Raw genomic sequence first — 25,976 nt, 5'->3', positions numbered from 1 at the left:
CGCGGAATTCTCGTGGAATACAACCGCGTCGTATCATGAAAAGTGGCTGGGGATCCTGCTAGGATCTAGCCTCGTCGCCGGTTTGATACTGTCGTTGGGATTTTTTGGTGTCTGGCTTAGGTTCAAGTCCGAAGTTGATCTGCACAGGTTTCTCAGTACCAATCCGGTCTATTTAGCCATTGCAATTGCTACATTGGGCGAAGTGCTGACCATTATGCTTGCGCCGCTGCCGTAGAGAGCTCATCCGCGCGTAGAGCAATTCGGACTAGCCACCTCTGCAACGCCCAGTCCACTTTCCGTGCGAAAGTGTTCGGGCTCAAAAAAGTGCTTCTGCGTAGGGATGGCGATGGACCATCCTTGAAGCCTATCAGGCTTAAGGACCGCCCATCGCGTACGTCAATTACTTTCTTTCTGGACGCTACGAGACTGTCACTCGACAGCTTCGCCGTGGAGCACGACATCCAAACCTTCGCGTTCTTCGTCTTCGGTCACACGGATACCCATCACCATGTCGATGACCTTCAGCAAGACGAAGCTCACCACGCCGCTGTAGACCAGCGTCGTCAGCACGCCCTTGGCTTGCAGGATGACGCTGCCGTCCGCGCCGCCGATGTCCTTGACCGCGAACACGCCGGTCAGCAGCGCACCCACGATACCGCCGATGCAGTGCACGCCGAACGCGTCGAGCGAATCGTCGTAACCGAGCTTGTGCTTGAGCCACGTTGCCGACCAGAAGCAGATCACGCCTGCCGCGATACCGATCACCAGCGAACCCGCCATACCGACGAAGCCCGAAGCCGGCGTAATCGCCACCAGACCTGCCACGGCACCCGACACGATACCGAGTACCGACGGCTTACCCTTGGTTGCCCATTCGGCGAACATCCATGCGAGTGCTGCTGCTGCGGTTGCCACTTGCGTTGCGAACATCGCGAAACCGGCACGGCCGTCTGCCGCCACTGCCGAACCCGCGTTGAAGCCGAACCAGCCTACCCACAGCATCGCGCCACCGATCAGCGTGAGCGTCAGGTTGTGCGGCGCCATCGCTTCCTTGCCGTAGCCGACGCGCTTGCCGAGCACCAGCGCGCAGACCAGCGCCGCGATACCGGCGTTGATGTGCACCACCGTGCCGCCCGCGAAGTCGAGGATGCCCGCGCTAGCCAGCCAGCCGCTCGGTTCCCAGACCATGTGTGCGATCGGCGAGTAGACGATGATCGACCACAGCGTCATGAACATCAGCATCGCCGAGAACTTCATCCGGTCGGCAAACGCGCCCGTGATCAGCGCCGGGGTGATGATCGCGAACGTCATCTGATAGACGACGTAGACCGTTTCCGGGATCGTCGGGGCTAGGTGGCTGACGGTCAGCGTCGTCGCCTTGTCGCCGTGAATGTAGTTCATGCCCGCCATGAAGAAGCGCGTGAGGCCGCCGATGAACGAGTTACCCGGCGTGAAGGCGAGGCTGTAGCCAATCACGACCCAGATAATCGACACGAGGCAGGTGATCGCGAAACTCTGCATCAGGATCGCGAGCACGCTCTTCTTGCGGACCATGCCGCCGTAGAACAGCGCCAGACCCGGGATCGTCATGAACAGCACGAGCGCGGTGGAGGTCAGCATCCAGGCAGTGTCGCCCGAATTGATCTTCGACGAGTCGACCGAGAACGGCGCGGTCGGGGCGGCCGGTGCGGCGGCAGCGGATGCGGCCGATGCATCAGGTGCGGCGGCGGCGGTTGCGACCGGCGCAGACGCGTCAGTTGCCGGTGCCGATGCTGCTGCAGCGGTTGCAGACGCATCAGGCGCCGGGGCGCTCGCGGTCGTATCGGCAGGTGCCGAGGCGGCTGCGGGTGCGGAAGCGTCGTCCGCGAGGGCGGCACCGATACCGCCCGCGAGCAACGAACCGGCCATTAGAAGGGACATCAATAATTTACGCATCTTCGGTTCCTCTTATCGCTATCTGTGTCGCTATCTTTTGGTGTTACAGAGCGTCCGCGCCGGTCTCCCCGGTGCGAATCCGAATCACTTGCTCGATCGGGGTGACGAAAATCTTGCCGTCGCCGATCTTGCCAGTGCGTGCCGCCCGTTCGAGCGCCTCGATTGCCTGGTCGGCGATGTCGTCCGAGGCTGCAACCTCGATCTTCACCTTCGGCAGGAAATCGACGACGTATTCGGCTCCGCGATACAGCTCTGTGTGCCCTTTCTGACGGCCGAATCCTTTGACTTCCGTCACCGTAACGCCGGAGACACCAACAGCCGACAAAGCAGCGCGGGCGTCATCCAGCTTGAACGGCTTGATGATCGCGGTGATGAGCTTCATGAAATCTCCTCTTTGATTGCTGACCTTTGACCCGACGTGCTTGTCGGCCCTGCGTCAATTAAGCCGGGGCACACAGAGCAACTGTCATGCCAATCAATCAGCAACAAACCTCGAAGATGTGTGGTTTGCGTTATCAATCGCGGCCCACGCGGCGCGAATACACTCGTCTCATCAGGCCCGGAACCGATTCCAGACCATCTGATAGATTCAACAAATCGCATGCCTTGTCGTGTGCATCCTCCACAGAGACGTTTGGAATGCTATCGATACTTGCTTAGCTAAGTTGCACCATGAGCAAGCTAACTTCCCACCGCCGACCCAATAGAGTGCGTGCTTGAGAATGTTCGTTACGTCTATGAGTCTGACAATCACAACGATGACTTTCTACGTTCAACGTACTCAGCGTAGGCTCGCCTTGTGATTACCAGCGTCAAATATCTGCTGGCGCCGACACGCGTTGAACACCACGAAATCTCGAGCGCAGTGCAGCCGATGTCGGGTAACTTCATTCTCTGCGCACGGCATTCATCGTTGTTTTTTCCGGGAATTTTGACATTTCCCGTTGTAAGTCAAATGCCGCTGATACACTACGCATACGTCTGCCGATGTGAATTGCTACGGCACCTTTTTTCCATATGTCCGCGTTGGGCCTGCAGTTGCTAGACGTATGTCGCGAGCTCGCAGAGATAGTATGGTTCGGAACGCACGCCCCACGCGTTTTCGCCGTATGGCAGAGGTCCGACCGGCATGAGCGAATTTTTTTGAAGCCGTGACGTTGAATTGGTCCGTAGACAATTGGCTCTCCATCATCGTTGCGGCACCTGAGGACCTTGGAGTGTTGGTCACCAAAGTGACGGGGCCTGCCCGTCCGGATCAAAGCTTACTTATTCGCAGGCACGAGCAACCTAGACGGGGCATCCATGTCGGATCCACAAGAGATAGTTGATCTCACATATCAAGTGAAAAAGCTTGCCATTGGCAAGATATCGGACATTAACGACATCAACCGGGAAACGACCTTCCTGGCCCTCAACGCATTGATTGAAGCGGCGCGTGCGGGCGATGCGGGCAAGGGATTCGCGGTAGTCGCCAACCAGGTGAAGCATGTCTCCAACCGCATCTCCGAAATAACTGGAATATTGAACAAGGAGCTGGCGGGGTCACTGTCCAAGTTGACCGACCTTGGAGATAGCATGATCGAGCGACTTCGCTCGCACGAAGGTCAGCGATACGCTGACCTTGCGCTAAATATGATTGACGTCATTGATCGCAACCTATACGAACGCTCGTGTGATGTTCGCTGGTGGGCAACGGATTCGGCAATCGTCGATTGCGTTGCGAATCCGGAGGTATCTGTTCAGCGCTACGCGTCGCAAAGGCTCTCGGTAATTCTCGGTAGCTACACCGTTTATCGGGATCTATGGATCGTAGATGCGAAAGGCACCGTGGTGGCCAACGGTCGCCCCGAGACATACGGAGTAGTAGGCAAGAGCGTCGCAGAGATGGCTAGCCTTAAGGCCGCAATGAAAACACAGAATGGCGACGACTATATCGCAGCAGACGTCGAAGCCATGGCCATGTTAAGGGGTGCCCGGGTCGCGACGTATGCAACTGCAATTCGAGCGAATGGAGATGCGAACGGTCAGGTGCTGGGAGCGTTGCTAATATTCTTCGACTGGGGACCGCAAGCTTCCTCAATAGTGAAGGGAGTGCGTCTGACCGACGAAGAATGGAAACGAACCCGCTGCATGATCGTCGATTCGGCCTTCCGGGTCATCGCAACATCGGATGACAAAGCCACGTTAGGTGAACATCTAAAAATCGAGACTGACGGTAAGAAGAGTGGCTTTTACCAGGCTCTAGACGGGCGCATGGTCTCGTTCGCGGTGACACCCGGCTATGAGAGCTATCGCGGCCTAGGGTGGTACGGTGTAATCGTCCGGGAAAAACCCGAAGGACGGGCCACGACCGCTCGATAGCAAGTTCGGTGCGCGCGCCATCTATGTCTCAGCTTCGCGTCGACCCGCGAAGCGTTGTTGATGCGGATACTTCGGGTATTCGACGCCTGCACCAGTTTCCGGCGTGCCCGTAGCCGACGAGGAATCGAGCGCCAATTCGGGCGCGTCTTCCGTCTGAAGCGGCCGCGAGATTTGCGACCGCCTCACCCACTACCGGAAGATGCTGTCAACGCGGGCCATCTTATTGTTTGATGCCCTCAGCCTGGATACGAAGCGTGGTTTTCAGATTGAAACCATAGTCCTTACCATAGGCCACTCCAAAGTCTCCACGATCAAACGTCGCTGAGGCGTCTGTTCCACACACTTCCCGCTTGAGCATCGGATTCTGGAAACATTTGAAAGACTGAATCTTCAGATTGAGCGGCTTGGTGACGCCGTGCATCGTCAATGTGCCGATTACCTCTACTGGCGTGTCGCCAGCAAAGCGAATCTTCGTCCCCTTATAAACAGCCGTCGGATACTTTTCCACATCGAAAAATTCATTGGTCTGCAGATGGTGGTCCAGTTTTTCGTTGCCGGTATCGATCGAAGTCGTGTCAATCGTCACGTCGACGGTGCCGGTCTTTGCCGCGCGATCAAGGGTTACCGTGCCCGCGCTCGTCTTGAACTTGCCGCGCCACACCGAGATGCCACCGAAGTGGTCGGCCTCGAAACTCGGGTAAGTATGTGTCGGATCAAGCTGATACGTGTCCATCGCGAGCGCATTCATCGACACGCACGCCACCAACGCAGTCGCTCCAGCGACCAGATAATTTTTCATGCTATTTCCTTTGAACAAACGTGTGCTACCACCTATTCTTCTGGTGATAGCTTGCTGAAGTTAGAGCGCGCGCGATGCGCTCCTGAAGAGATTGCTGTTTTTGCGCCGGACGCCACTTGAGGCGAGATTCGCGCTGCCCGGCGCAGTTGCGCGCATTGCGATATCTCGCACATACGCGCCGCTGAGTAGAATCGTATGCTGTCCTATGTCAAGCGAATAGATACTGCGACGGTAACAGATCGTTCCGCTCGTATACGCAATGCGGCGGACTGAATGGGAGCTGATAAAAGCGGATTGTGTACGACGGCGGAACGGAACTCAGCGGGGTATCCGCTAGCTTACGGAGGCGGCTTTCTGCCGATTCCGGACAGTCAACAACTACTCCCTCAGAGCGGTTCCGTCGTCGGTCCATCTAGCGCGCTCTCGATTCGAACATGTGCCAGACCCGGGACACTGGTGAGCGAATCGCTGGAAGCCCCAATTCGAAGATGAGCGGACACTTCAGCGTGCAAATTTAAGATGCAAAACGCCCAGTTTCGTAGGCAACTTGCGCCCTAAAGTTTTCCCGCGATTCGCCGACATCAGAGAAATGACAAACACTACATTTGGAACGGGACATCCGCTTTACCACGAGGCCCAGGCCCTGTCTCAAAGTATCGCCACAATCCGAAGGGCACAGGGCAAGCGAAATCCGTCTGACAGCCGGGTAGGCTCGCCGGAGTGGATTTCAAGCGCAGAGGATTTCGCACGAGACATCGCCCGTATCCTGGAGCTTGGTGCCGCGCACGGTGATGACATTCAGCCAAAAGGAGCGTGCTGACGCTAGCATCGCTGCGAGTCGGATCCACTAGGATGCTCTGGCAACATGAGCCTTAGTTTCTCGCTGCTGCCAGACGGCTACCCGTGCTGGAGCGTGCGCTTCATTGTTGCCGCAACCATGCGCCGGCGCCCAACCGGCACATGTGTCACGAGTTTTCCAAAAGAAATTCAATCTGATTCTCTCGACCGATGCTGCATAGCGTCTCATACAGCCTGAAGGCTGCATAGTGCTGAAGGTTCTCCGGCGAGATGGTCGCTGCCACTGCGGGGCATGAATCGGCCTCCGACTGGATACGAAACGACGAGAAGTCCTTGTGGATCCACTTCATGGCGTGCAATTGATCTTGCTTTAGACGATCCACCAACATGAACCCCAAACCAGATTTCGCTTCGGCAGCTTTTCGCAACATCTCATCCACTGCGTCGAACCCCTTAATGTCGGAGATCGCGTAGGCGATCAGCGTGTGCACCAGCGCCTCGACCTTTTCCAGCTGAGCCTCGGAATCCAATTCGTAAGGCCGGGTCTGTGCCATGTGAAGCACGTCCTTCTGCACTTGCTCTAGCGATCTGCCCTCGTAAGGTACGTCAAACTGGCCTGCCATAATATGGAGGTCTTTCGGTCCACCTTGCCAGGCTGCGGGATCGAAATTCCAGCTAGTGATTCTTTGTAAGTACTTCTCGACGTCCAGATTTCCAGAATACGTGGACGACAGGTGGACATATTTCTGGACTGCTCCGAACAACTCGACGTAGCAGTAGAGGTCTCTTCCGCTTGAAAACAGGAAGAGCTGGTGATTGGGAAACCAATCCTCGTGGTGATATTTACCCGTCTCGTAGAGCTTTTCCTCGTCGGTTGTCGGATAGTATTGCGTGACCGCTCTGCGCAACTTCGCGTCATCGCAGGTCTTGATAAACCGGTCCCTGAAGTCGACAAGGTCGTCGATAGAAACCCCGCAATGCATTGCGTATTCGATGGCTATCTTCGCCAGCCCCCGTAATACTTCGATGCTTTCGAGGTCGACCCTCAAAGCTGATTGGACGACAAATTGCGCCATATCACTCGCGACAACGACCCTGTACCCGTCATCGCGTAGTTTTCCTATTTCCGCGCTCTGCATGAAGGTCTGCGCCTGCTTCGGAATTGAGCAGCAGATTGTGGCCAGTCGCTCGTCCTCGTCGACAAAATAGATGGGACGGTCTGGGGTGATGGTGAAATCGCTATTCAACGAGAACGTCACCGATTTCTTGCCGCCCATCGGAGTGACGCGGGAAATCACCTCTACAGCAGCCTTCTTCGACTCACCTCTGTCACGCGAAACCCCGTGCAAAACGGAAAACACCTGTAGATGCTCATTGAATGCTGAATCGATTGAAACGGATAGCTCTCCCCCGCAGCCTTCGCATAAGAACTCCGATGACTTCAGCTTGCCTCCGATTGCGTTTGGGATGATGTGCTCGTCATGGCGTTTCACTTTGACGCCGTCGAAGGGCTTATCACAAAAGTAGCAGGTTTCCATCGTTACCTTGAAGTGTGTTTTCAATAGGGGTGGGGTGTGCGAACGGCGATATGCCCGCGCCTCGGCCTCCTGGCGTGGACCGCGCGGTAGCCGCCAATGGCAATGTCGTCGCCTCCTGCGCAGCTCGCTCCGCAGCGTTGCAGTCGGGAAACCGGTACGGCGACGCGACAATGACCCGTAAAGCAGGATTATGGCGCCATAGCCAATCCCGAGGATGAGCTACACGCGCTCTGCTTCACAAACTCTGTTGCGACCCGCCGACTTCGCCCTGTATAGCGCTGAGTCGGCCATATCAAGCAGAGCGGTACCTTCGTCGAAAGTTCGATTTCGCGAGCTGACCACACCGATACTCGCTGTCACACGCCCGTAATGGCTCTGCGCATGCTCAATGCCGAGGTCGTAGACAGCATTGCGGACCTTCTCTGCTACGTACATCGCCCCAGCTGCGCCCATGTCGGGAAGCGTTACAACAAACTCCTCGCCACCGTATCGGGCGACTTGATCGACCGGCCGACTTACGCAGCCGAGCACGCATCGCGCGACCGCCTTCAGCACAACGTCGCCAGCTGGATGGCCGTAGTAATCGTTGTATGCCTTGAACTGGTCGATATCGACGAAGAGAAGCGACAGTTCGCGTCCTGTACGCGCTGCCCGATGCCACTCTAGTTGAAGTGTTTCATCAAACGTTCCCCGGTTGTTCAAGCCCGTGAGAGCATCCGTGTGCGCCAACCGCTGCAACTCGGATTCAGCAATCCGTCGTTGTCCCAGCTCCCCTGCCAGAAGCATCGAACCGATGATAAGGACTATGGTGAAACCCAACACGAGCGCCGCTATGCGCCTGGCGCGCCGTTGCCATTCAGCGTAAATATCTGCCTCGGCTGGCTCAACAGCAACGATTATGGGAAGCCCGGAGAGATGTTTATAGACGTAGAGCCTGCGAACTCCGTCTATAGACGCCGTTTCGGCAAACGCTCCCTGAGGCGCCGACATCGCCTTAGCAAACGCTGGCGCATTTCGGATGTCCCGCCCGACAAGTGCGGGATCGTACGGCAGGCGGGTAATCATGGACCCATTAGCCTCAAATACCGCAGATGTGCCATGCTTCCCCACGGCCAGCCCATCAAGCAACGCGCGAAAATAGTCGATACTCAATGTACCGACGACGATCCCTCCGAATGTGCCGTCAGGACGCGTGACCCTTCGACTTAGCGCAATGGTAAGCGCGCCGTTTCGCAACCGCGAGCCGTAGGGCTTGCTGACGTATAGGCCGGCTTCTGCAGAACTACGATGAACCAAAAAATAGTCCCGGTCAGAGAAGTTGCCGGTCGGCGGCACGGTGGATTTCGAGTCGAGAGCGACGCTACCGTGCTCGTCCAGAACAAAAATGGAACCTAGGTATTTTCCTGTCGCTGCCCGGTCGAACAGCAATTTGCTTCGCAAAGCAGGTGGTAACGCCATAACCTGCTGGTCTGCAGTACCGTCAACCACAGCCTGTAAGGACAGATCGTACAGTTCAATGGTGCGTGAGATATCCCTATCAATTACAAGCACAAGGTTTCTTGCGTTCTCTTCGGCTCGACTATGCGCGTCAGCGCGGGATTCAAGGAGCACCCACGACGTGACGAGGCACATAAAGAGCGCCAAAAGAACGGCTCCGACGACGACTCCGACAGGCGATAGAATGCGCGGAATGGCCGAATGCGGACTACGGATAAAAAACGGCAACGACAAGCGCATGAGGCCCCATCAAGCTTAAGCGGAGTTGAGATCCGCCCGTACTGTTCCCACGACAACACGTTGATATAGCGCAACAGGGAGCCAACTCTCTGCGGGCACTGAAACCGAAAGTAACGGCGCACTCCCGGAGACAAGATGGGTCGGCGGTCAGCCGTACTACTGCCTCCCAAAAATCGCTCGGTGTTCAGCGCAACGATCTCAATTTGGCTTGCCCGCTTGCAAGAGCCAACGTCGCAGCCAGCGGCCACAAGAGCATGACTAGTGGCGCGGCAGAAATTTCCGACAGCAATACGTACCCATCGGCGTACAGTCGCACTCATGCCAATTCTGAACAAGTCAAGATGCTTGCATGAATTTAAAGACGCATCAAGATTGCAAAGGATTAGTAGTATTTATACACGGATATAAATTCGAATTGCTGGATCATAGGGACTTGCAAAGATAAGCACCGACACATTGCTCCGTTGTGATGCCCAGAAACGCACCTGCCGCATCGCTGGCACCCGCCTGGGACCATCGCCCAACCCAATCCGTCAGGACGGATTTGCGGGCCGCTTACGTAGAGGCTACTGGGCACTTCGATGTCTTCGCGCGAAGGGTGGCAACTTCGGCAGGCAGAAGGCGTCGACGAACACTCTTGCGAGCACATAGCAATCGATGCACCGGCTGTTGATACATCGGCTCAATGAACTGGCCCGTAACTTTGAGCCAGTTGCCATTTAGCGTTACAAAGCCTTCGAAAAAGAAACAATGACCTTCGTCAGGTTCAACGCGTTTCTTTGCGCGACAGGTAACTGCACCTTGATCTTTACACTCGCCTTCCAGTCGGGAATGTCATACGCCAATACAGGACCGAGCGCCACTGAGGCCAAGCGCTTACCGTTCGGGGGCGCTTGGATACCGTTGATGGTGTCATCCGACAATTGGGTGGCGTAACAGCCCGCCACCCCTGCCTGCCAGCGTCCAACGCGCTCACTGACTGCGATGTCGACATCATTTACTGGGCCGGAAGAGTACTTTGTTTTATTATTTCTAGAGGAGAAGTCGAGAAAAACGTGGGCGCTGAATTCAAGTCCATCTCCCAAACCATTGGGGCCGGTCAGGTAGGTCACCGCGAAGTTAGGGATGTAAAAGTAATCGTTGTGCCCTGTTGTCTGGAGGTCGGTGGTGTTGTATTTCCCGGTGGGGAAAATCATCGAGTAAGCGGCCTTCACCGTCAGGCCGTATGGCAAATAAGGCAGCCCATTGGCCGGGCGTTCGCCCCAGAGCGGACCGATGTATTTGCTGTAGGAAATGAGCTCCGAATAGATGTCGCCGGTCCCCTCAAAATACTGGCTTTTCCCGAACGCGGACATGTGACCGTACGTCACCTGGCCCTGTATGCTCGACGCCAGCGTACCTCCCCACAGTTTAAACGGATACACATACATCAGAGTTGCTGCACCCCCCCATACGTGCGCGTCTACCTTGGCTTTACTATTTTGTGCCCAGTTGTCGCCATAGAGATGGTTCGCGAAAGAATACGCGCCGACAAGTGCTCCATAAAAACCTGACGTCGTGGGCAACATTGCGTTCCGAATATCCGTCCCACCTACGGGGCCACCGAATATATTGCCTTCCGATGACCACGCGGCTACGGGAGATAGCCCTGCCGCCAGCGCCATGCCTCCAATGATGATCTTGGTTCTCATTCTATGCCTCATTTATATTAGTAGTAGTACTAAATACTATGAAGATAACGCTGCCTGCCTCCTTTTAACCGCACGCCCATATGCCAAAATAACTTTGCCCGAAGCTGCGATTTAAAAGCACCAAAAAATGACTAGATTGGGGCTGCTAACCCACTTCGGTTTTTGTGTTCGTGCTGCAGTCCCGCGCCCCAAAGGAAATGTCTCTGCAGGACAGGGGCTGCAACTCTAGACAAATTGCTAGCGCAGACTATGCGACTGGTAGGCAGCGGGTATCTGGAACCGGCGGCATGTGGTACCGCCGCTGGTCGCATCGACTGGTTGCGAGAGGTTTATAGGATCAAGCGATCGCGGACGTCGGGCTGTTATTCGTCACGCAGTGCGCAAGCGCTTCATCTAGCTGAGAGACCAGACGATCGAGCATTTGACGGGGCATGGGAGAAATAATTTGACCATGCTCGTTGATTGCTTCGTGTGCCATGCCGACCGTCACCATGGCCGGCAGTACTCGCGCGCCAAGCCCCAACTCAAGCATGTTTCGCAGCGCCATCAAGCCGCGATAGCCTCCGAAGCCACCCGGCGAAGCACTTCCGAGCGCATATACCGGATTGCCGAATGCAGACTGGATACCGCCGTCCTTCTGCACCCTCGAGACCCAGGCGATTGCGTTGGATACTATCGGCGAAACGTTGGCGTTGTATTCTGGACTTGCGATGAACACACCTTGGTGCGTTCGAAAAGCTTCATGCAATCGATGTGCTGTATCAGGAATGCCATGCTGCACCTCGAGATCGCCGTTATACAGCGGCAGATCGTGCTCGGCTATGTCAAGAAATGTCACGTGCATCCCTTTTCCGATCAGTTGTGTCGCCACCGCCGATGCGAGCTTCCTGTTCAACGATTCGCGGCGCGTCGAGCCCGCGAGGACGAGAATATTTTTACCGGTCATGATAGTCAATTAACCTCATTTCAGAATCTACGAATCTTCCATCTTTGATGACGTGCCCGAGCTAATCTTTGGGTACGCTGCACTCCACCCCAAGCTGCCGAGCCATCCCGAGTTCGTCGCCGATGAACCAACCCTCCACCATCCGCCCATCAACAAATCGCATAAAACCCGCTTCATTCATTTTGACGGAGCGCTGCGTTGGAGGCAGCCCCATGAAGGTGCCGAGGTGCGTGCAGTTGAGCGTCCAAGTGCCGGAGACCCAATCATCTTTTGCGACGACGTGATCTATGGTGTGGCTCCAATCCGGGAACGCAGCGCGAATCTGCGCGAGGCCGGCTTTAAATCCTGCGATTGCGTCAGCCGCCGGAGGGGGAGGATTCGGAATCAGCAAAGCCGACAGCGATGTCAGGCCATAGCGCCGAATCGCCATGTCCGGATGCAAATAGCGCTCACAGAGGTCCGTGTTGCCATCGTTGATGATTCGATCGATGATCGTACGGAAAGACTCGATGTTGCGGAGCTCCTCATTGGTTTGCATGGCTGCACCTCCCTCACGAAAATCTAGGCATGACCTTGTCGATGAACAGGTCGAGCGTGCGACGGGTTATCTCGGGGCGCATGAAGCCAAAGTTGATGTGCAAAGCGACATGCCTTACACCGGCATCTTCGTATCGTTTCAGATTTTCGATGAACGTCTCTGGCGACCCAATGATTGTGGCGCCTTCGACGAATGATTTACGGAAGGCCGCCGGATCGTCGCTGCTGATGCCCGTAACCGCTTTTTGTTGCTCGGCTCCGTAGGCAGCGAACGCAGCCTGTCCAAGGCGGTGCAAATTGCTGAGCGGCTCCTCGATCAACTGGCGAGCGGTGTCGTCGTCATCGGCGATCAGCACGGTCTTCTGCATCGTCGTCCAATCCTTGCAGAACTCCACCTGCTCTTTGCTCCAACCGGCTTCCGCGAGAGACGCGTCATAAACTTTCATCGCCTGTGTGACCCGTTCCACGGGGCTGCGACCGAAAAACAGCGGCTGTCCTCGGCGTCCTGCGTCCGCCCAGCCATGGTCACTGAGTGACGCGCGCGCCATCAAAGGCCGGCCTTCCCGGTAAGGCCCGGGCATGATGCGCCCTCTCATGACACCGCTGCTGTGTTGCGTGCGGTACTCAAGGGGGGGATCTCCTGGTTTGTGCTCCCAGGCACGATTCGCGACAGCCATGACTTCCTCTGTGAGATTCCCTCGTAAAGCGGGATCACGGCCCATTCCTTCGAATTCGAGTGGCGACCCACCGCTGCCAATGCCCATGATGAAGCGTCCGCGCCAGAGCTGGTCGAGCAGATTGGCGTTCTCGACGAGTTCGAGCGGATGCATGAGCGGCGCAACGGCGACCTGCATCAATAGCCAGGCGCGCTTGATCTGGCTGGCCAGATACGCGCCAAAAACGAACGAATTGCCGTAGGTGTTGTAGTTACTGAAGTGATGGTGCGTCAGGGCGATGCCGCGAAATCCGGCCTGATCTGCCCGGATAGCATTCTCCACGGCGGCATCCATGATTGCGCCGTCCATCTCGGGGCCCGGAGTCTGCGGGTTGATATAAAGAGTGAAATGCACGCCTTGTCTCCTCCAATTTGCTGACGATGGGGCAATACTCGAGTTCGATTACAATAGCCGGACTGACTGCTGAGTAGTCATTCAATCCCGTTGATGGACAAAGTGTATATCGAATGGCTTAATTGTCCATTATTCTTTTTTTCAATCGAACGTGCGCCGTTCATAGGCTGGCGCAAGAGGAGGCAGTGTGACTAAGGGGCGCGTACGTATGGGACGCGGTGAGATGTCGTCTGGCGAGAAGCAGCAATCGATACGAGAGCAGCAAAAATTGATGACCCAAGAGCGACTGCTTGACGCTGCCGTTCGCGTTTTCCTTGCCCGAGGCTATTCGGAGGCCACTACCGACGACATCGTTGCGGAAGCCGGAGTAGGAAGAGCGACCTTTTACCTTCACTTCAAAAGCAAGTTGGAAGTCATGCGCTCCCTAATCCGGGTGGTGGAGCGCCAGAACGAGAGCATCATCGACGAGTTCGTTGCTTGCGGGAGCCCGACCAGGGAATTCCTTGAGTCCTGGCTTCGACGATTCATCGGCCATTGGATCGAAAACGGCGATCGCTTTCTTGTCGGTTTTCAGGCACTCGCGAGCGAGCCAGAGCTGTATCGAGAAATTGATGTCGGAATCAGATTGGCAACAGATGCGCTTTGCCGGATGATGAAGAGCAGACAGGAAATGCAGATTGAGGAGGTGCAGCTACGCGCAGATCTTCTCGTCGGCGCGTTACAACAGGCATGTCGCAAGTTGGTAAGCAACCCTCAACGCTATAGCGTTGACCTCGCAATTCGCGTCCTCACGGACATCTGGGCCAGCAACCTCGGCATCTAAATTCGCGTCGGAATGTTGGGCGTCGCCGTATTGAAAACCCATCGTTCCGAATCGGGTGGGAAGAACGGAACGAACAGCCCCGCCGACCGGCGAGGATATGCGGGTTGTGCGCCCGCAACGCTGCCCGATTTTCAGGAGCGGGTGCCGCGCTCATGAAAATACGTTTGCGCCGCGTCCTTGGTTCCAGCTAGTATTCCACTTCGTCTGCGATGAGACGCTCATCGCCGGCCAGTGCCTTGTAGCCTTTCTCTCGGAGAAATGGATGCATGGACTTATCCAAAGCATCCGCCAGGAATTCCTTAGCGAACTTGTATTCATCGCGCAGGCGCCCGCGCTTCCCGGTTCACCGGTCATAGAGAAACTTCACGTTCCCGGCGACGCCGACGGCGACCATCGCCAGCTTGCAGAAGACCTCGATATCCATCTTGCAATCCCCGTATGCGAAAGCCGCGAGTATTCTCGCGGTCACTTTTTAATTCCAGAGTTCGCTATTCCACCTGGCAGTCTCGTAGCCGTGCCGAGCCAAGAGATCAAACACCGTTTCGTCTAGTCTGTCCAACGTAGTCGGTACAGATGCGGCTCGAGTCGTGAACTCCTTGCTGAGCCACTTGTGTTCCAGCAAGAGCGCCGCGCTTGTTCGTTCTTTCCATTTCTCGAGGGCTGTTTCGGCGTCGTCCCCAATGCGCAGATACAGGCCCGCGCCCGCGTTCGCCTGGAGGAAATTCGCAAAGCATCGGACACGCAGCGCTCGGGTCTGCTCCAACGCGATGTCGGCAATCCGCCTGAAGCGGTGCGGGTTCAACGGATGTGGGATCTGCTTTCGAGGGAACGCCGCACCTGCATCGGAAACAATCAGCCGATTGATACTCTCGTCACCATTTTTCTTGAGTTGTTGTCTGCCGACGTCGAAAAGAGGTTCAATGCCGAGATTGTCGTAAATTCCACCATCGTATAGATGCAGACGTTCGTGTGGCACTTCGTAGGGTTTCTCGCCATCTTTTGAATCCCAATGCTCGCGCTTCATCCATCGAAAATCCCGTGGTCGGATGGCAAGCGGCCCTATCAAGCCTGGGAATGCGGCCGAAACAGCGAGCGCAGATGCCAGATTCAGGTGCGCAACCGACGCATAGCCCGATTGATAGTCCCCCATCCTCCCGCCTTTGAATCGAAACCGCACCCCTGTCTCGCCTGTAGTGCCATTGATGGACCAGACCGGGGTGTGTTTCAGCCCGCCCATCAATACGTCGATCTTCCACACCGACCTGATAGCCTGCTCGATGATGTTGGCGCGCGACATGAAGTATCGCCAGTTCAGTGGGTTAGCGAGCAAGCGGACAAGCGACGAAGTTTGCAGCGAGGTTGTCGTCAACACCTCCCTGATTTCGCCGAACACGTGGTTCCGATAAGCCGCTGATGTTGGCCATTCGTATTTTGAGCGGCTCATCACAAGCCCAACGAATAGACTTCCGCCGGAAACAGACGATACGTGGCTTACGTACTCAAGCTGCCTCTGCTCAGCGAGATACTGCAATACACCGGCGTGAAATGCAGCGGCTCTGACACCCCCTCCTGACAATGCTAGACCGAGCTTCGTCGGCCCTTCCGTGCTCGTAGTCAACGCTTCTCCGGGTTCGTCAAAATGGTCGTGTCGCTGTCGCCTACGATAAGCATCACACTCGGCAATCCGTCGTTTTCCATGATGGTCGCCAGATGGTCGAGCAGCGCATGGTCATCGGTGCTCGGACGACTGGAAACGCGATCAGGATGCGAATGCCATTCGCCGACGTAATCAACAATGTTGGCGGTTCTACGGCGACATTCTTCAAGCGCCTCTTTCAGTCCTGCGGTCCCACGTATGAAGCCGGCCCGCTGCTCAACGCTATCCAGGGGCGCTGACAGCGCGTCAACGAGGAAGCAGACACCAAGTTTCAGATCCCAGTATCCCAACAGAACGCCCCCTGTCTCGTTAGGAAGTCGCGTATCGCGCATTGTGCGCAATTTTTCGTGCAGACCTTCATCCCAAACGACCCGCCATCCGCCACTATCGCTATAGAGTGGTTTTTTTACTGGGATTTCAGTTGCCGCAAGATGACCTGTCGCATCGTCGAGACTCCAGACACACATCCGGGCATCGGGCGCTGCTACGTGCAGGCGCAATTGCCGAGCGAGGGTCGCCGCATGCAGTGTCACAAGTTCGTTCGAAATTACCGCCGAAATGTCTCGACAACCACCTCCAACCCACAGTTGGCCATAATGACCGGCAAGGTGCTCCGCGCCCCAATCGCTCATCAGCACGGCGCGATAGTACTGCGGCTCCAGCGACGAGAGCCGCACATTGCGCGTGCCGTCTTCTAACAGTAGAACTGACCCGAGACCTGATGGCGTCAGGAACGTTGACGCCGAGCGAGGCGTCTCGTCATTACTGGCAAGGTCCCGGGGCGCATTGAGTGAAGTCGTAGCATCGACCAGCAGGGTTGCCGATTTGATTGCGGCATGAACCCGCGCGTCCCCTGCCGTTACCTTCGCATGAATGGCGGCCGTTCGATCCACACCGTGGAAAAAATTCCCGTGTAGCAGGCCCGCTACGGTAGCGGCCTTTGACCGTCCGACGTGTTCATACTGACCAAGGTGCCGCACGATATTGTGTGCCCTCAGTACGTCATCATCGACCAGCGTCCATCTACCCCATCCTGCCCGCGACCACATGTCCGCCAGCGCGCTACCCAAGGCGCCGACGCCCGCAATGAGGCCGTCGAACTCGGCGCCACCATCCTTCACCCCTGACATGGCGCGTGCGTCTGTCTTGGTCGGCGCGACGCGAACCTCCAGCGGTTCGACAACGAGATCCCGCCATGCTTCGCTAACCGGCTGAGCCGTACCTGTCGCCGATGCGAGCCGCATCACTGTGTCAACGTAGGCTTTGCCGTCTTTCCCGTCGATAAGTACGCCACACGCAATACCCAGCTGCGCAAGACTGGCCCGGACGACGACCCCTTGCAGGTCAATGCGCTCGGGCTCGGCACCGACCGATGGGATAACCGGCATGCGTATCACGATGACGGTACCGATCCCCCTGGCTTTTATTTCCAGACCCGAGGTAGGCGTGTGGCTCTCGATTGCGCGCGTCAGTTCGCTGATTACGCTGGAGCTGCGCTCGGCCAACTGGTCCTCTAGCGCTCCCAGACTGGAAGGATAATCACTAATGGGCCTGTGAACGACCGGCGCGATGGCCACCGGCACAACATCTGTGAAAGTGTTCCCGGGTTCCCCGGTGCTATGCCTCGGCCGGAATTGCCCGATGATGACTTCGACTCTATCCGATTCCGATGGGGCCGCGTGAAGCGACAGCACCTCGTCCGACGAAAGCGACCGCTCGCAAAAATCCGGCGGTAACACCAGATGCCAGGGAGTAACGAAGTACATCCGCTCCAACGGCTGGTCATTGCGGTGCAGCGTGCCGAGCGACGTTTCCCTGAGCCACCATGCGACGCGGGCGAGGTGCCGTTCAGGCGTCCACGCGCGCTCAACCGTGCTCCACGGTTCAAAGTACAGACACAAGGAGCGCGGCTCGCCAGGGCCAACATGGTTCTGATGCAATGTGGCTGGAAAATCTGTCCGCAATGCGCGAACCTCGTACGGGATGTCCCCTCCCTGCCGATACATCAGAAGGAGTCGCTCGCGGTTCCTGATGCCGACGGGATTGCGCGACGGAACGGTCCCGTCGCAACAGTCGACGACAATCCCCTCGGCGATACGCACGCTTTTTCCATCCTGCTCGCATTCAAAGGAACGCAGCGCGATAACATCGAACGCATCGCTCTTCTCAGAGGCGGCAAGAAGCCGCCGGGCACCTTCAGTATGAAGCTGCCCGGCATCCGTGCCCGGAAGGAGCGCGCCGAACTCAGCGTAGACCGTCTCCATCTAACCGGCCCGGGGTGCGGCCACAGCCGTCGCGATTGCTGCAGCGGACGCTTTTGCAACGTTACACGTCATGCCGTAGGTATCGATCTTGAATTCGATCGGCTCCGGCTTGAATCCGTTGGGCTCTTCCATGGTTACAAGGAACTTCGCCCCACCGACCTTGCGAAGGTATGTCTGGTAACACTTCTTCGCCTGGATATGCGGCGGTTGCGACTGCTCGCGCCCCCCTCGCGTATCGGAGATCGGGCAACTTGAGCTGACGATGTACGCGCCCGGCTTACCTTTGAGCAACAACTCTTTCACGCCCGGCTTGGGTGCTGTCTCGAAATCCCCCTTGTCGTCGCTTAGCGCGTAAGCGCTACAGTGATGTGGGATGTTGAACAGGTCCCACTCGAGCCTGTCCATGTTGCCGTGGAATTTCGTGGTTGCCACGATGTCTTCGAGCACGTTCCACGTCGAGTCGCCGACTGCGAGATAGTCGTACCGCTCGCCGCCCTTGACGAAGCGGACATTAAAAATCAGCGACGCTTCGTTGCGCAGGTCATCACCCTCATCGACATGCTTGATGAAGGGCGAGTGGCAGAAGAACTCGACACCGTCCTGCGCCAGGGTGTACTCAGGTACGAGTTGCCCCGCGTCCGTAATCAGGTGCTTGCGAGACTCGAGCGTGAGGCCGTTTTCTTCCAGCCATCCCTTGAGCTTCTCAGGCTTCGAAAACACGCGAATACCTTTGCCTTCACGAAGGCGATGCCGCGCCTCCTGCCTCCAGATGACGAATTCGGAAGATTGATTGTCGTTGGTGCCGCACTCGAGAATCATCGCTGCGGGTACCCAGAGCGTATCAATCTTGATCCGATTGCCGCCCTGGTACTTCGCAGCGTGGCGAAGTTCAAAGAACTCCGTGCTGTTTTCGAGATGGTCCTTGTCGCCGTGAGTGAACGCGACCACGTTGAAGTAATCGCGGCCTGCCTCTTTCAGTTCATCGAGAAGGCGCTTCTTGAGGTTGATTTCCGGCCCTTCGCCGCTTTCCGTCTTCGAGAGATGACGGAAATCGAACAGCAGGCGCTTACCGTTCTCCAGAATAATCTGGCTGGTATCACCGTTCCCCACCGGATAAAACAATACACGCTGTGCCACTGGTAACTCCTGTACAGGTTTGCAGGGCCACACCGGTACACGATCCAGTGGGAAAGCCACATTCTCGAAAAGATCCTTCCGAAGACTGTTTGCTCGACGATGATATGACCCTTATAAAAACTGGGCATTCGCGGAGAATCGGTCTTCGGGGCTCACCAGACCCGCTTTTACGTGGGTGTTCGTGCGGATGAACCGGCCATTTCCGTAAGATACATCTAACGACACGAGCGTGCAACTGGTGACAACGGATTCGTTCGGATGTATCTTACGGTGGATAATGACTAGAATTCCGACAACCCAAAGCACTGTGGAGATGCTGCCATGTCCCTTGGGGCAAAATTGAATACGTTACGTCTGCGAAAAGCCGAATCGTTGCAGGCAACAGCGGACGCGGTCGGGATAACGAAAACCCACATATGGGAGCTCGAAAAAGGCAAGAGCTCCAACCCGACTGCCGAGTTGCTTGGCAGGTTAGCAGCGCACTTTGAGGTAACCGTCGATTTCCTTCTCGACGCCGGCCGGGAAACGCCATCGGAAAATGACGAGGCGGCCGTGTTTTTCAGGGATCTCCAGGACCTCTCAGAAAGAGATCGGGCCACAGTCAAGCAGATGATCAGGCACTTCAAAGACAACAAAGACCAAAGATGACCTCCCCGGTGACGCTAGATTTGATGGAACTCGACGGCAAAGCGACCCCGGATGCTCTCGCCGATGAAATCTTTCGGCAGAATCCAGCGGTGCCATTCCCTGTACCCCTAGAAGAGTTCTCGCGACTCGCAGGAATAGAGTCAATCAGCGAGCTTGATAGCGACGGATTCGCCGGAATGCTTGTCACCAACGCGGAGAAATCTCGAGGAGCAATCTTTGTGCGCGCGGGAACTGATCCTCGCCGTCGCAGATTTACGATTGGCCACGAATTGGGGCACTTTCTTCTTCCCTGGCACAAGCAGGAGCGATTTGAATGTAAGCCCGCCGACATGAGCATCTCCTCGTCGGCCATGGGTCAGAGCTCAAAGCTACCCGGCATAGAGGTCGAGGCAAATACGTTCGCATCGGAGCTTCTCATGCCTCGTCGTGAATTCAAGCGGATGATGATCGCCTACGGCGAACCCGAGCTTGAGCACGTCGTAGACTTGAGTTCAAAATTTGACGTTAGCGTCGAGGCGACCATCTGGAGATACAAATCGCTGTCGGACTACCCGGTCGCGTTCGTCTTTGCACACAATAACGTCGTGCGCTACTGGACCAAGGGACCCGAGTTCCCGTATTCACTTTGCGTCCGAAAAGGCCAATCGCTTCCGCGCAAAAGCGCTGCGGAAGCCGGAGATATCGTGTGGGACAACGTTCCTGCATACCTCTGGCTCGAAGAAAAACGACGGCTGGTCTTGCCCGAGACAATCCTCGAACAAACGCTCCATCAGCTCGGCGGCTATAGCGTCACGCTTCTCTATATCGACGAACTTCCAGAAGACGAGGAGTAGGCACCTCATACGAGCGCCAACGGCCATTGATTCAAAGAACGCTTGCAGCTCACCGAGAAGCACAGGCCAAAGGTGACGCCGGTCCAGAACGGCTTGTGGAAAAATGGAGCTCGGAGGTTGGCCTGTCAGCAGAAATGCGATATCGGAGAACCTTGAGTGTGTTTCTTTCAACGGCCGCTGGTACTTTGCAACTGTCCCATGACGCATTTTCCTTAATTGCCCCCTTTCGGTTTCTCCAACTGTCGCTCGGTCCGCTTACGGTTGCCGAGATGCGTTTCCGTCAGGCGGCGACGACCGGTAGTACGGCCGTTGGTTGACTAGTCCACTGCCGGCTATGTCGCTTGCGGTAGCATGATGTTAAATAGGATTAACGCCGATATTTGGCGGTAACATAAACTCTTGCAAGATCGAAACACGCGCAGTGGCGCACGGTGCGTCCGATAATCAAGAAAGATCCGGGGTAACGATGAGTCTGGCCAGTGTTCGCTCAAGCCGTGGCGACAACTATGAAATTTTGATTGCGGCTCGCTGGGCAATCAGGATGCTTTCAGGCGTCGACATCGAAAGGGTCACCGTAGACTCGACAGAACTTGATGTATCGGGTGAGTTTGTCGTCGTTGACGATGTCGTGGTCGCAAGCCGAAACGGCAAGAGGACGTACTGCCAGTGTAAGAAGAACCAGACGGACTTTGATTCCTGGAAAGTCGCAGACCTTGCGGACGACCTGAAGAAGGCGGCAAAGCAGTTGACCCGCGATTCACAGGGTGCTGTGGTCTTCTATTCCGCCGTCCCGTTCGGTGAAATGCAGAAGCTACAGGAGCACTCCAACGCCTTTCCTGACAGCGACTCTTTTCGGATTAGTCTCGCCGCCAACAAGGGATTATCGAAAGTTGCCGACGCGCTCACCGTTCTCTGGTCAGAGTGGATAGACGTACGGAGCAACACACTTTTCAGTCTTCTCCGACGCATCTCTTTCGAAGTCACTCCGTCGCAAACACAGCTGAGCGCCGACATCCTCGAAGGATTGAGGTTACACGTCACTCGAGCTGACGACGTTCTCGACGCTTTGACCGCCCGCCTGAACCGCCTGAAAAGCCGGACAACGGTCGATGCGGCTGAAACAACACCTGTCGCGTCTCTGACAAGAAAGACCTTGCTACAGCTCATTGCCAAGGCAGGAGCGGCGCACGCCCCTCCTCGTGATGAAGTAGACCTACTTCGGGAATTCAGGCTGGCCTCGTCGGTTGGAAGGGCGTGGCGCAGGGATATTGGCTCGCGAAAGCTCATGAGGCCAGCACTCGGTGAACTCCTCGATCACGTGAGCAGAGGTGTCAAGCGCGTTCTCATATCCGACGGCCCAGGGGCGGGAAAAACTTGCCTGCTACTCGACCTGGTCGACAGGCTTGAGGAACAAAGCGACCGCGCTGTTCTCTTCGTGCAGGGTCGGGAATTTGCCGATGCAGCGAGCGACGCTGAGCGCGGCTCGCTAGGACTGGTGCCCAACCTTCTCAACTCCGTCGGCCGGATGGCCGAGTATAGACCCGTTGTGGTTGTTCTCGACTCCATCGATGTGCTGTCGCTTTCGCGAGAGCATTCATCGTTAAATTTCTTCCTCGCGGTGATCGACCAACTGGCAATAGTGCCGAACGTAACGGTAATCGCCGCCTGCAGGCGCTATGATCTGAAATACGATCGCCGGCTAACTCACAGGGAATGGGATAGAACTGTCAATCTAGGCCCGTTAGACTGGAACGTGGACGTCCTACCGCTACTAAATCAATGGCGCGTGGATGTTTCAGCGCTCGCCGAGCGGCTACGGGTCACCCTGACGAATCCCCGCATGCTCGCGATCTTCGAAGAGCTAGTTCGCGACGGACAGGTTCCCGCAGCAAGTACCGCTCAGGAACTGACGGAGCTGTACCTCGAAACTATCGTCTCCCGGGACCCATCGCTGGGCGATCCAGCAATGCTGCAACTCGAAGCGCTCGGACAACAAATGCTGATGCGGCGACGGCTGTCTGTTTCGCAGACCAGTGCACGCCTGCCGCAAGAGATAAAGACCTCCTTGCTCAGTAACGGCGTTATCGTTGAAAACGCCTCTCGAGGCATTGAATTCGGACATCAGACCCTGCTCGATGTCCTGATCGTGCGCGCGGCAATCAGGTCGGGAGCCACATTGATCAGCTTCGTCCGCGCTCATGCCGCAACCCCTTTTCTGCGCCCTACTGTTCGCAGCTTCCTGTTTCATCTGCGCTCCACTGATCCGGGCGCCTTCCGCGCGCAAGTTCGGGCGATCACCGACGCTAACGACATCGCATTTCACCTGAAGCGACTCGTCGCAGAATCGCTTGCAGAAATCGAGCCAACGGATGACGACTGGCGACTGGTTTCCCATCTGAGTTCAAGGCATTCTGAACTCTTTCGGTATTTCTTCTTTGCGGCGCGTGGGTTTGAATGGTTCGGGTTCTTCAGACTACACTGGTGGCCGGTATTGGTCGCGAAAAGGAACGTTGAAGGCATGCTCCTTTACGCGCACCATCTAGATGTTTGGGTGTCGACCTCGCCACGCCACGTTCTGCCAATCTTCCTGGAAATTCTGCGGTTTGACTGGCTCCCGCATGGTCAAGCCGCCGGCATCGTCTACAGTTCGATGCAGCACTGGACGGATTGGACGGCGCCTCAGCTTGAAGAAGTTTTCGCCGCGCTTATTGACTCGCCTCTCGTCGGCCGCAGCCTTCTGGGCAGGAATCTGGCAGAGTGGGTTTGCGCTTCGAACTCCGGTGATGAGTTGCTCTGGCGGTATATTGTTGGAGACGTTACTTCCGAAGATGTCCACTATCGCAGGATCGGATCGAAATTACGATGCCGGCCCGATTATCCTGGTACTGATCGGGCCTTCCTGGCAAAACGCATGCGTGACTCGGAGGCGCTTCTCAATCTCGCGGTGGCTGAGGTTGACGGATGGAGCCGGCGCGAGTTCGGCGAGATCGATACAAGAGACTTTCACACCGGATTCTTGCACGAAACGTCGTATTCGGAGTCGCACGCTCGATATGACATGAAGCATGTCGATGGCGGGGGAGTGCTCCTCGGTGCAATAGAGGCCGCGTGCCTCCAGCATGCGGCCTCTGACACCGCCTGGTGGCGGGAGAACGTCAGCTCCCTGCTGCAAAGCGCCGACGGCGGACTCCGCTACATTGCGCTTCGCGCTGTCACCGCCGAACCTGCAGCGAATCTTGCATGCATTGCGACAGTCCTTCGCGACCCATCAATGCTCGAATATGGGGGCGACTACGAAATTGGGCAATTGCTCAATGCTTCGTTTCATTTGCTCGAACGGGACGTTCAGGACGAGGTCCTTACCCACCTTATGACGACCTTCGAACGCCTGCGCGGTAGCGAGTTCGACGGCGACTGGATTCAAAGGAAGCGACGAAACTACCTGGATTGGATACCGTCTTTCCTCAGATCGCCTGCGGCCGACACCTACCTGGACGAGCTTCAAACCAAACTTGGGAATGCTGACCGCAAGCCGCTGATAGAGAGATCTGGTGGCTGGGTGCCACCTCCGTTCGAATACAAACGTTTCGTCGAACTCTCGCCGGCGGGCGTCGTTCGCGTATTGCGTCATTACAGTAGGGGCTACTACGGGGAGGATTTTCTTCGCGTTGGAGGGCCCGACGCCGTGGCGGCGCAGTTGTCAGAAGCCGCTTCCCGCTACCCAGTTCGATTCCTGACCTTCCTCGCCGGCCATTGGCCTCAGTTGGATGATCGATTCGGCGCCGCCATCCTGTCGGGCATCAGTCGGAACATAAGCCACCGCTTCGGTAACCTTAGTAGCACAGGTGAATGGAAGACGGAGGAGGAGCCGCCGGGAAGACTGCTCGCGAAGCTAGCATTGGATGAGTTAGACCGTCATCCGGTCTCCTGGGGTGGCACGCGGGCAGCCGCCGAAGTGCTTGATTCGTCATCTCATGTAATAGATGACGACGACGAGCTTTCGCGATTTATCTTTCACCTCGTGACCGTGTCGCTTTCCCCTGACCCCCAGGAAGAGGGCGACGATCTAGCGACCACAGCATTGAACGGCACAAGAGGAAATGCTACCCAGGCGGCGGCGGTCGTCGCAACGCGGTGGGCAGCAGCGGCCAAACCTATCCCCGCCATGCTTGGCTCGACCCTCCGTCGCCTTGCCAGCGACACGAACCGCGCCGTTCGCTTTGCCATCCTTCGCTATCTTCCGCATTTGCAGCAGGTTGATCCTGAACTCGGTTGGTCGCTTTTCAACCTCGCCACTCAGGACGCGGATGCTCCGACGTGGTCTGAGGCAGAGCCGTGCCTCTACTACAGCTATCACTCGCATTTTGAGAGGGTCTCCCCCTACCTTGCACTTGTATATGGGGCGCGTGCATTTGAGTCATGGGCACATATTGCATGTCTTGCGTGCCTGTCAGGGCACGTGTCAACCAGCGAGCTGTCGACCAACCTCATTGCCATCGATGACGAACCCGGATGGACCGGTGCGGCTCGTGTGTTCGCCACAAATGCTGGGAATGATGAACACCGGACCCTTTGTCTCGGCATGCTTGTTTGGGTACTCCAACATTCTCCGCCTTCGACGACAGTCGCCAACGAAGTCGACCAACGCTTGTTCGACGGGGAATCACCCGTTCGGGGTATCCCCGAACCACTGCTGCGCGCGATGTTTGCATTTAGAAACCGTGTCGATCAGACGAGACAGACAGCGCCGGCTTCGTTCCTCAAGTGGCTTGCGGCGGTCGCTTATGAGGAGCCGGACGAGGCTCTCCTCGCCGTCGAGATCATGCTGGAGGGGACACAGTGGTCTGACGATATGTCATTGTTTTTTGAGCCTGCAACCTTAAGTGCTCTGTTTCAGGAGGCAGAGGAGCGCGAAGAGTCAGATGGGGGAAAGTTCTTGCGGCGCGTTGTTGCAGTCCAGGATGTTCTGCTTCGACTCTCCGGAAGTACACTTCACGAATGGCTGAAGGATGCTGAGCGGCCGTAGGTAACCAATACCCGGAATCGGCTCACGTTTGAGCCGATCTCCCATCTCCCAGTCCGAGATACTTCCAAATTGCCTTCGCATCGAACGGAGCGAGCCCATCCGATGCGCGGACTAAATTCGGCCTGGAATACTACTTTCGACGAGACGTCTCCACGAGCAAGCAACTCAACAGCGTA

General features: G+C 56.5%; 18 protein-coding genes. 5 read left to right on the top strand and 13 right to left on the bottom strand.

The window, feature by feature from the left end:
• Positions 1-429: 429 nt before the first annotated feature.
• Positions 430-1,935: an ammonium transporter gene (locus WN982_RS40245; RefSeq protein ID WP_341317503.1), complete on the bottom strand. Its 1,506-nt coding sequence runs from the start codon at positions 1,933-1,935 to the stop codon at positions 430-432.
• Positions 1,936-1,978: 43 nt separating this feature from the next.
• The gene (locus WN982_RS40240; protein WP_341317502.1) at positions 1,979-2,317 is read right to left on the bottom strand and encodes a P-II family nitrogen regulator; all 339 of its coding nucleotides are present in this window, start codon (positions 2,315-2,317) and stop codon (positions 1,979-1,981) included.
• Between the two features lie 920 nt (positions 2,318-3,237).
• On the opposite strand from WN982_RS40240, the gene WN982_RS40235 reads away from it, so the two are divergent.
• The gene (locus tag WN982_RS40235) at positions 3,238-4,296 is read left to right on the top strand and encodes a methyl-accepting chemotaxis protein (protein WP_341317501.1); all 1,059 of its coding nucleotides are present in this window, start codon (positions 3,238-3,240) and stop codon (positions 4,294-4,296) included.
• A 220-nt stretch (positions 4,297-4,516) separates the two neighbouring features.
• On the opposite strand, the gene WN982_RS40230 is transcribed toward WN982_RS40235, so the two are convergent.
• The 7 genes from WN982_RS40230 to WN982_RS40200 form a co-directional block, all read right to left on the bottom strand.
• Entirely contained in the window at positions 4,517-5,095 is a 579-nt protein-coding gene (locus tag WN982_RS40230) for a YceI family protein (RefSeq protein WP_341317500.1), read from the bottom strand.
• A gap of 965 nt (positions 5,096-6,060) precedes the next feature.
• Entirely contained in the window at positions 6,061-7,431 is a 1,371-nt protein-coding gene (locus tag WN982_RS40225) for an HNH endonuclease (RefSeq protein ID WP_341317499.1), read from the bottom strand.
• Positions 7,432-7,650: 219 nt separating this feature from the next.
• Positions 7,651-9,168 (bottom strand): sensor domain-containing diguanylate cyclase, encoded by a 1,518-nt coding sequence (locus tag WN982_RS40220; RefSeq protein WP_341317498.1) that lies wholly within the window; start codon positions 9,166-9,168, stop codon positions 7,651-7,653.
• Between the two features lie 725 nt (positions 9,169-9,893).
• Complete coding sequence (locus tag WN982_RS40215) at positions 9,894-10,859, bottom strand: transporter (protein WP_341317497.1); 966 nt, start codon at positions 10,857-10,859, stop codon at positions 9,894-9,896.
• 337 nt (positions 10,860-11,196) lie between these two features.
• Entirely contained in the window at positions 11,197-11,805 is a 609-nt protein-coding gene (locus tag WN982_RS40210) for an NADPH-dependent FMN reductase (RefSeq protein ID WP_341319575.1), read from the bottom strand.
• Positions 11,806-11,866: 61 nt separating this feature from the next.
• Entirely contained in the window at positions 11,867-12,343 is a 477-nt protein-coding gene (locus tag WN982_RS40205) for an ester cyclase (protein WP_341317496.1), read from the bottom strand.
• Between the two features lie 13 nt (positions 12,344-12,356).
• Positions 12,357-13,412: an LLM class flavin-dependent oxidoreductase gene (locus WN982_RS40200; protein WP_341317495.1), complete on the bottom strand. Its 1,056-nt coding sequence runs from the start codon at positions 13,410-13,412 to the stop codon at positions 12,357-12,359.
• Positions 13,413-13,599: 187 nt separating this feature from the next.
• Between WN982_RS40200 and WN982_RS40195 the strand changes: the two genes are divergently transcribed.
• Positions 13,600-14,235 carry a TetR/AcrR family transcriptional regulator gene (locus WN982_RS40195; protein ID WP_341317494.1) on the top strand — a complete coding sequence of 212 codons (636 nt, stop codon included), beginning with the start codon at positions 13,600-13,602 and terminating at the stop codon, positions 14,233-14,235.
• 343 nt (positions 14,236-14,578) lie between these two features.
• On the opposite strand, the gene WN982_RS40190 is transcribed toward WN982_RS40195, so the two are convergent.
• Genes WN982_RS40190 through WN982_RS40175 form a run of 4 tightly spaced genes read right to left on the bottom strand, consistent with a single transcriptional unit; the run spans position 14,579 to position 19,293 of the window.
• Positions 14,579-14,704 carry a hypothetical protein gene (locus WN982_RS40190; RefSeq protein ID WP_341317493.1) on the bottom strand — a complete coding sequence of 42 codons (126 nt, stop codon included), beginning with the start codon at positions 14,702-14,704 and terminating at the stop codon, positions 14,579-14,581.
• Positions 14,705-14,707: 3 nt separating this feature from the next.
• On the bottom strand, positions 14,708-15,853 hold the full coding sequence (locus WN982_RS40185; RefSeq protein WP_341317492.1) for a patatin-like phospholipase family protein: 1,146 nt from the start codon (positions 15,851-15,853) through the stop codon (positions 14,708-14,710).
• Positions 15,850-18,156 (bottom strand): ThiF family adenylyltransferase, encoded by a 2,307-nt coding sequence (locus WN982_RS40180; RefSeq protein WP_341317491.1) that lies wholly within the window; start codon positions 18,154-18,156, stop codon positions 15,850-15,852. The genes WN982_RS40185 and WN982_RS40180 overlap by 4 nt, the downstream gene beginning before the upstream one ends.
• Entirely contained in the window at positions 18,157-19,293 is a 1,137-nt protein-coding gene (locus WN982_RS40175) for a hypothetical protein (RefSeq protein WP_341317490.1), read from the bottom strand.
• 321 nt (positions 19,294-19,614) lie between these two features.
• Between WN982_RS40175 and WN982_RS40170 the strand changes: the two genes are divergently transcribed.
• From WN982_RS40170 to WN982_RS40160, 3 genes are all read left to right on the top strand, one after another.
• The gene (locus WN982_RS40170; RefSeq protein WP_341317489.1) at positions 19,615-19,941 is read left to right on the top strand and encodes a helix-turn-helix transcriptional regulator; all 327 of its coding nucleotides are present in this window, start codon (positions 19,615-19,617) and stop codon (positions 19,939-19,941) included.
• Entirely contained in the window at positions 19,938-20,774 is an 837-nt protein-coding gene (locus tag WN982_RS40165) for an ImmA/IrrE family metallo-endopeptidase (RefSeq protein ID WP_341317488.1), read from the top strand. Before WN982_RS40170 ends, WN982_RS40165 begins: the two co-directional genes overlap by 4 nt.
• Positions 20,775-21,240: 466 nt before the next feature.
• Complete coding sequence (locus WN982_RS40160) at positions 21,241-25,800, top strand: ATP-binding protein (RefSeq protein WP_341317487.1); 4,560 nt, start codon at positions 21,241-21,243, stop codon at positions 25,798-25,800.
• Positions 25,801-25,976 lie beyond the last annotated feature (176 nt).

This window comes from Paraburkholderia sp. IMGN_8, from assembly GCF_038050405.1.
Classification (GTDB): domain Bacteria; phylum Pseudomonadota; class Gammaproteobacteria; order Burkholderiales; family Burkholderiaceae; genus Paraburkholderia.
This window is presented reverse-complemented; position numbering and strand designations above follow the sequence as displayed.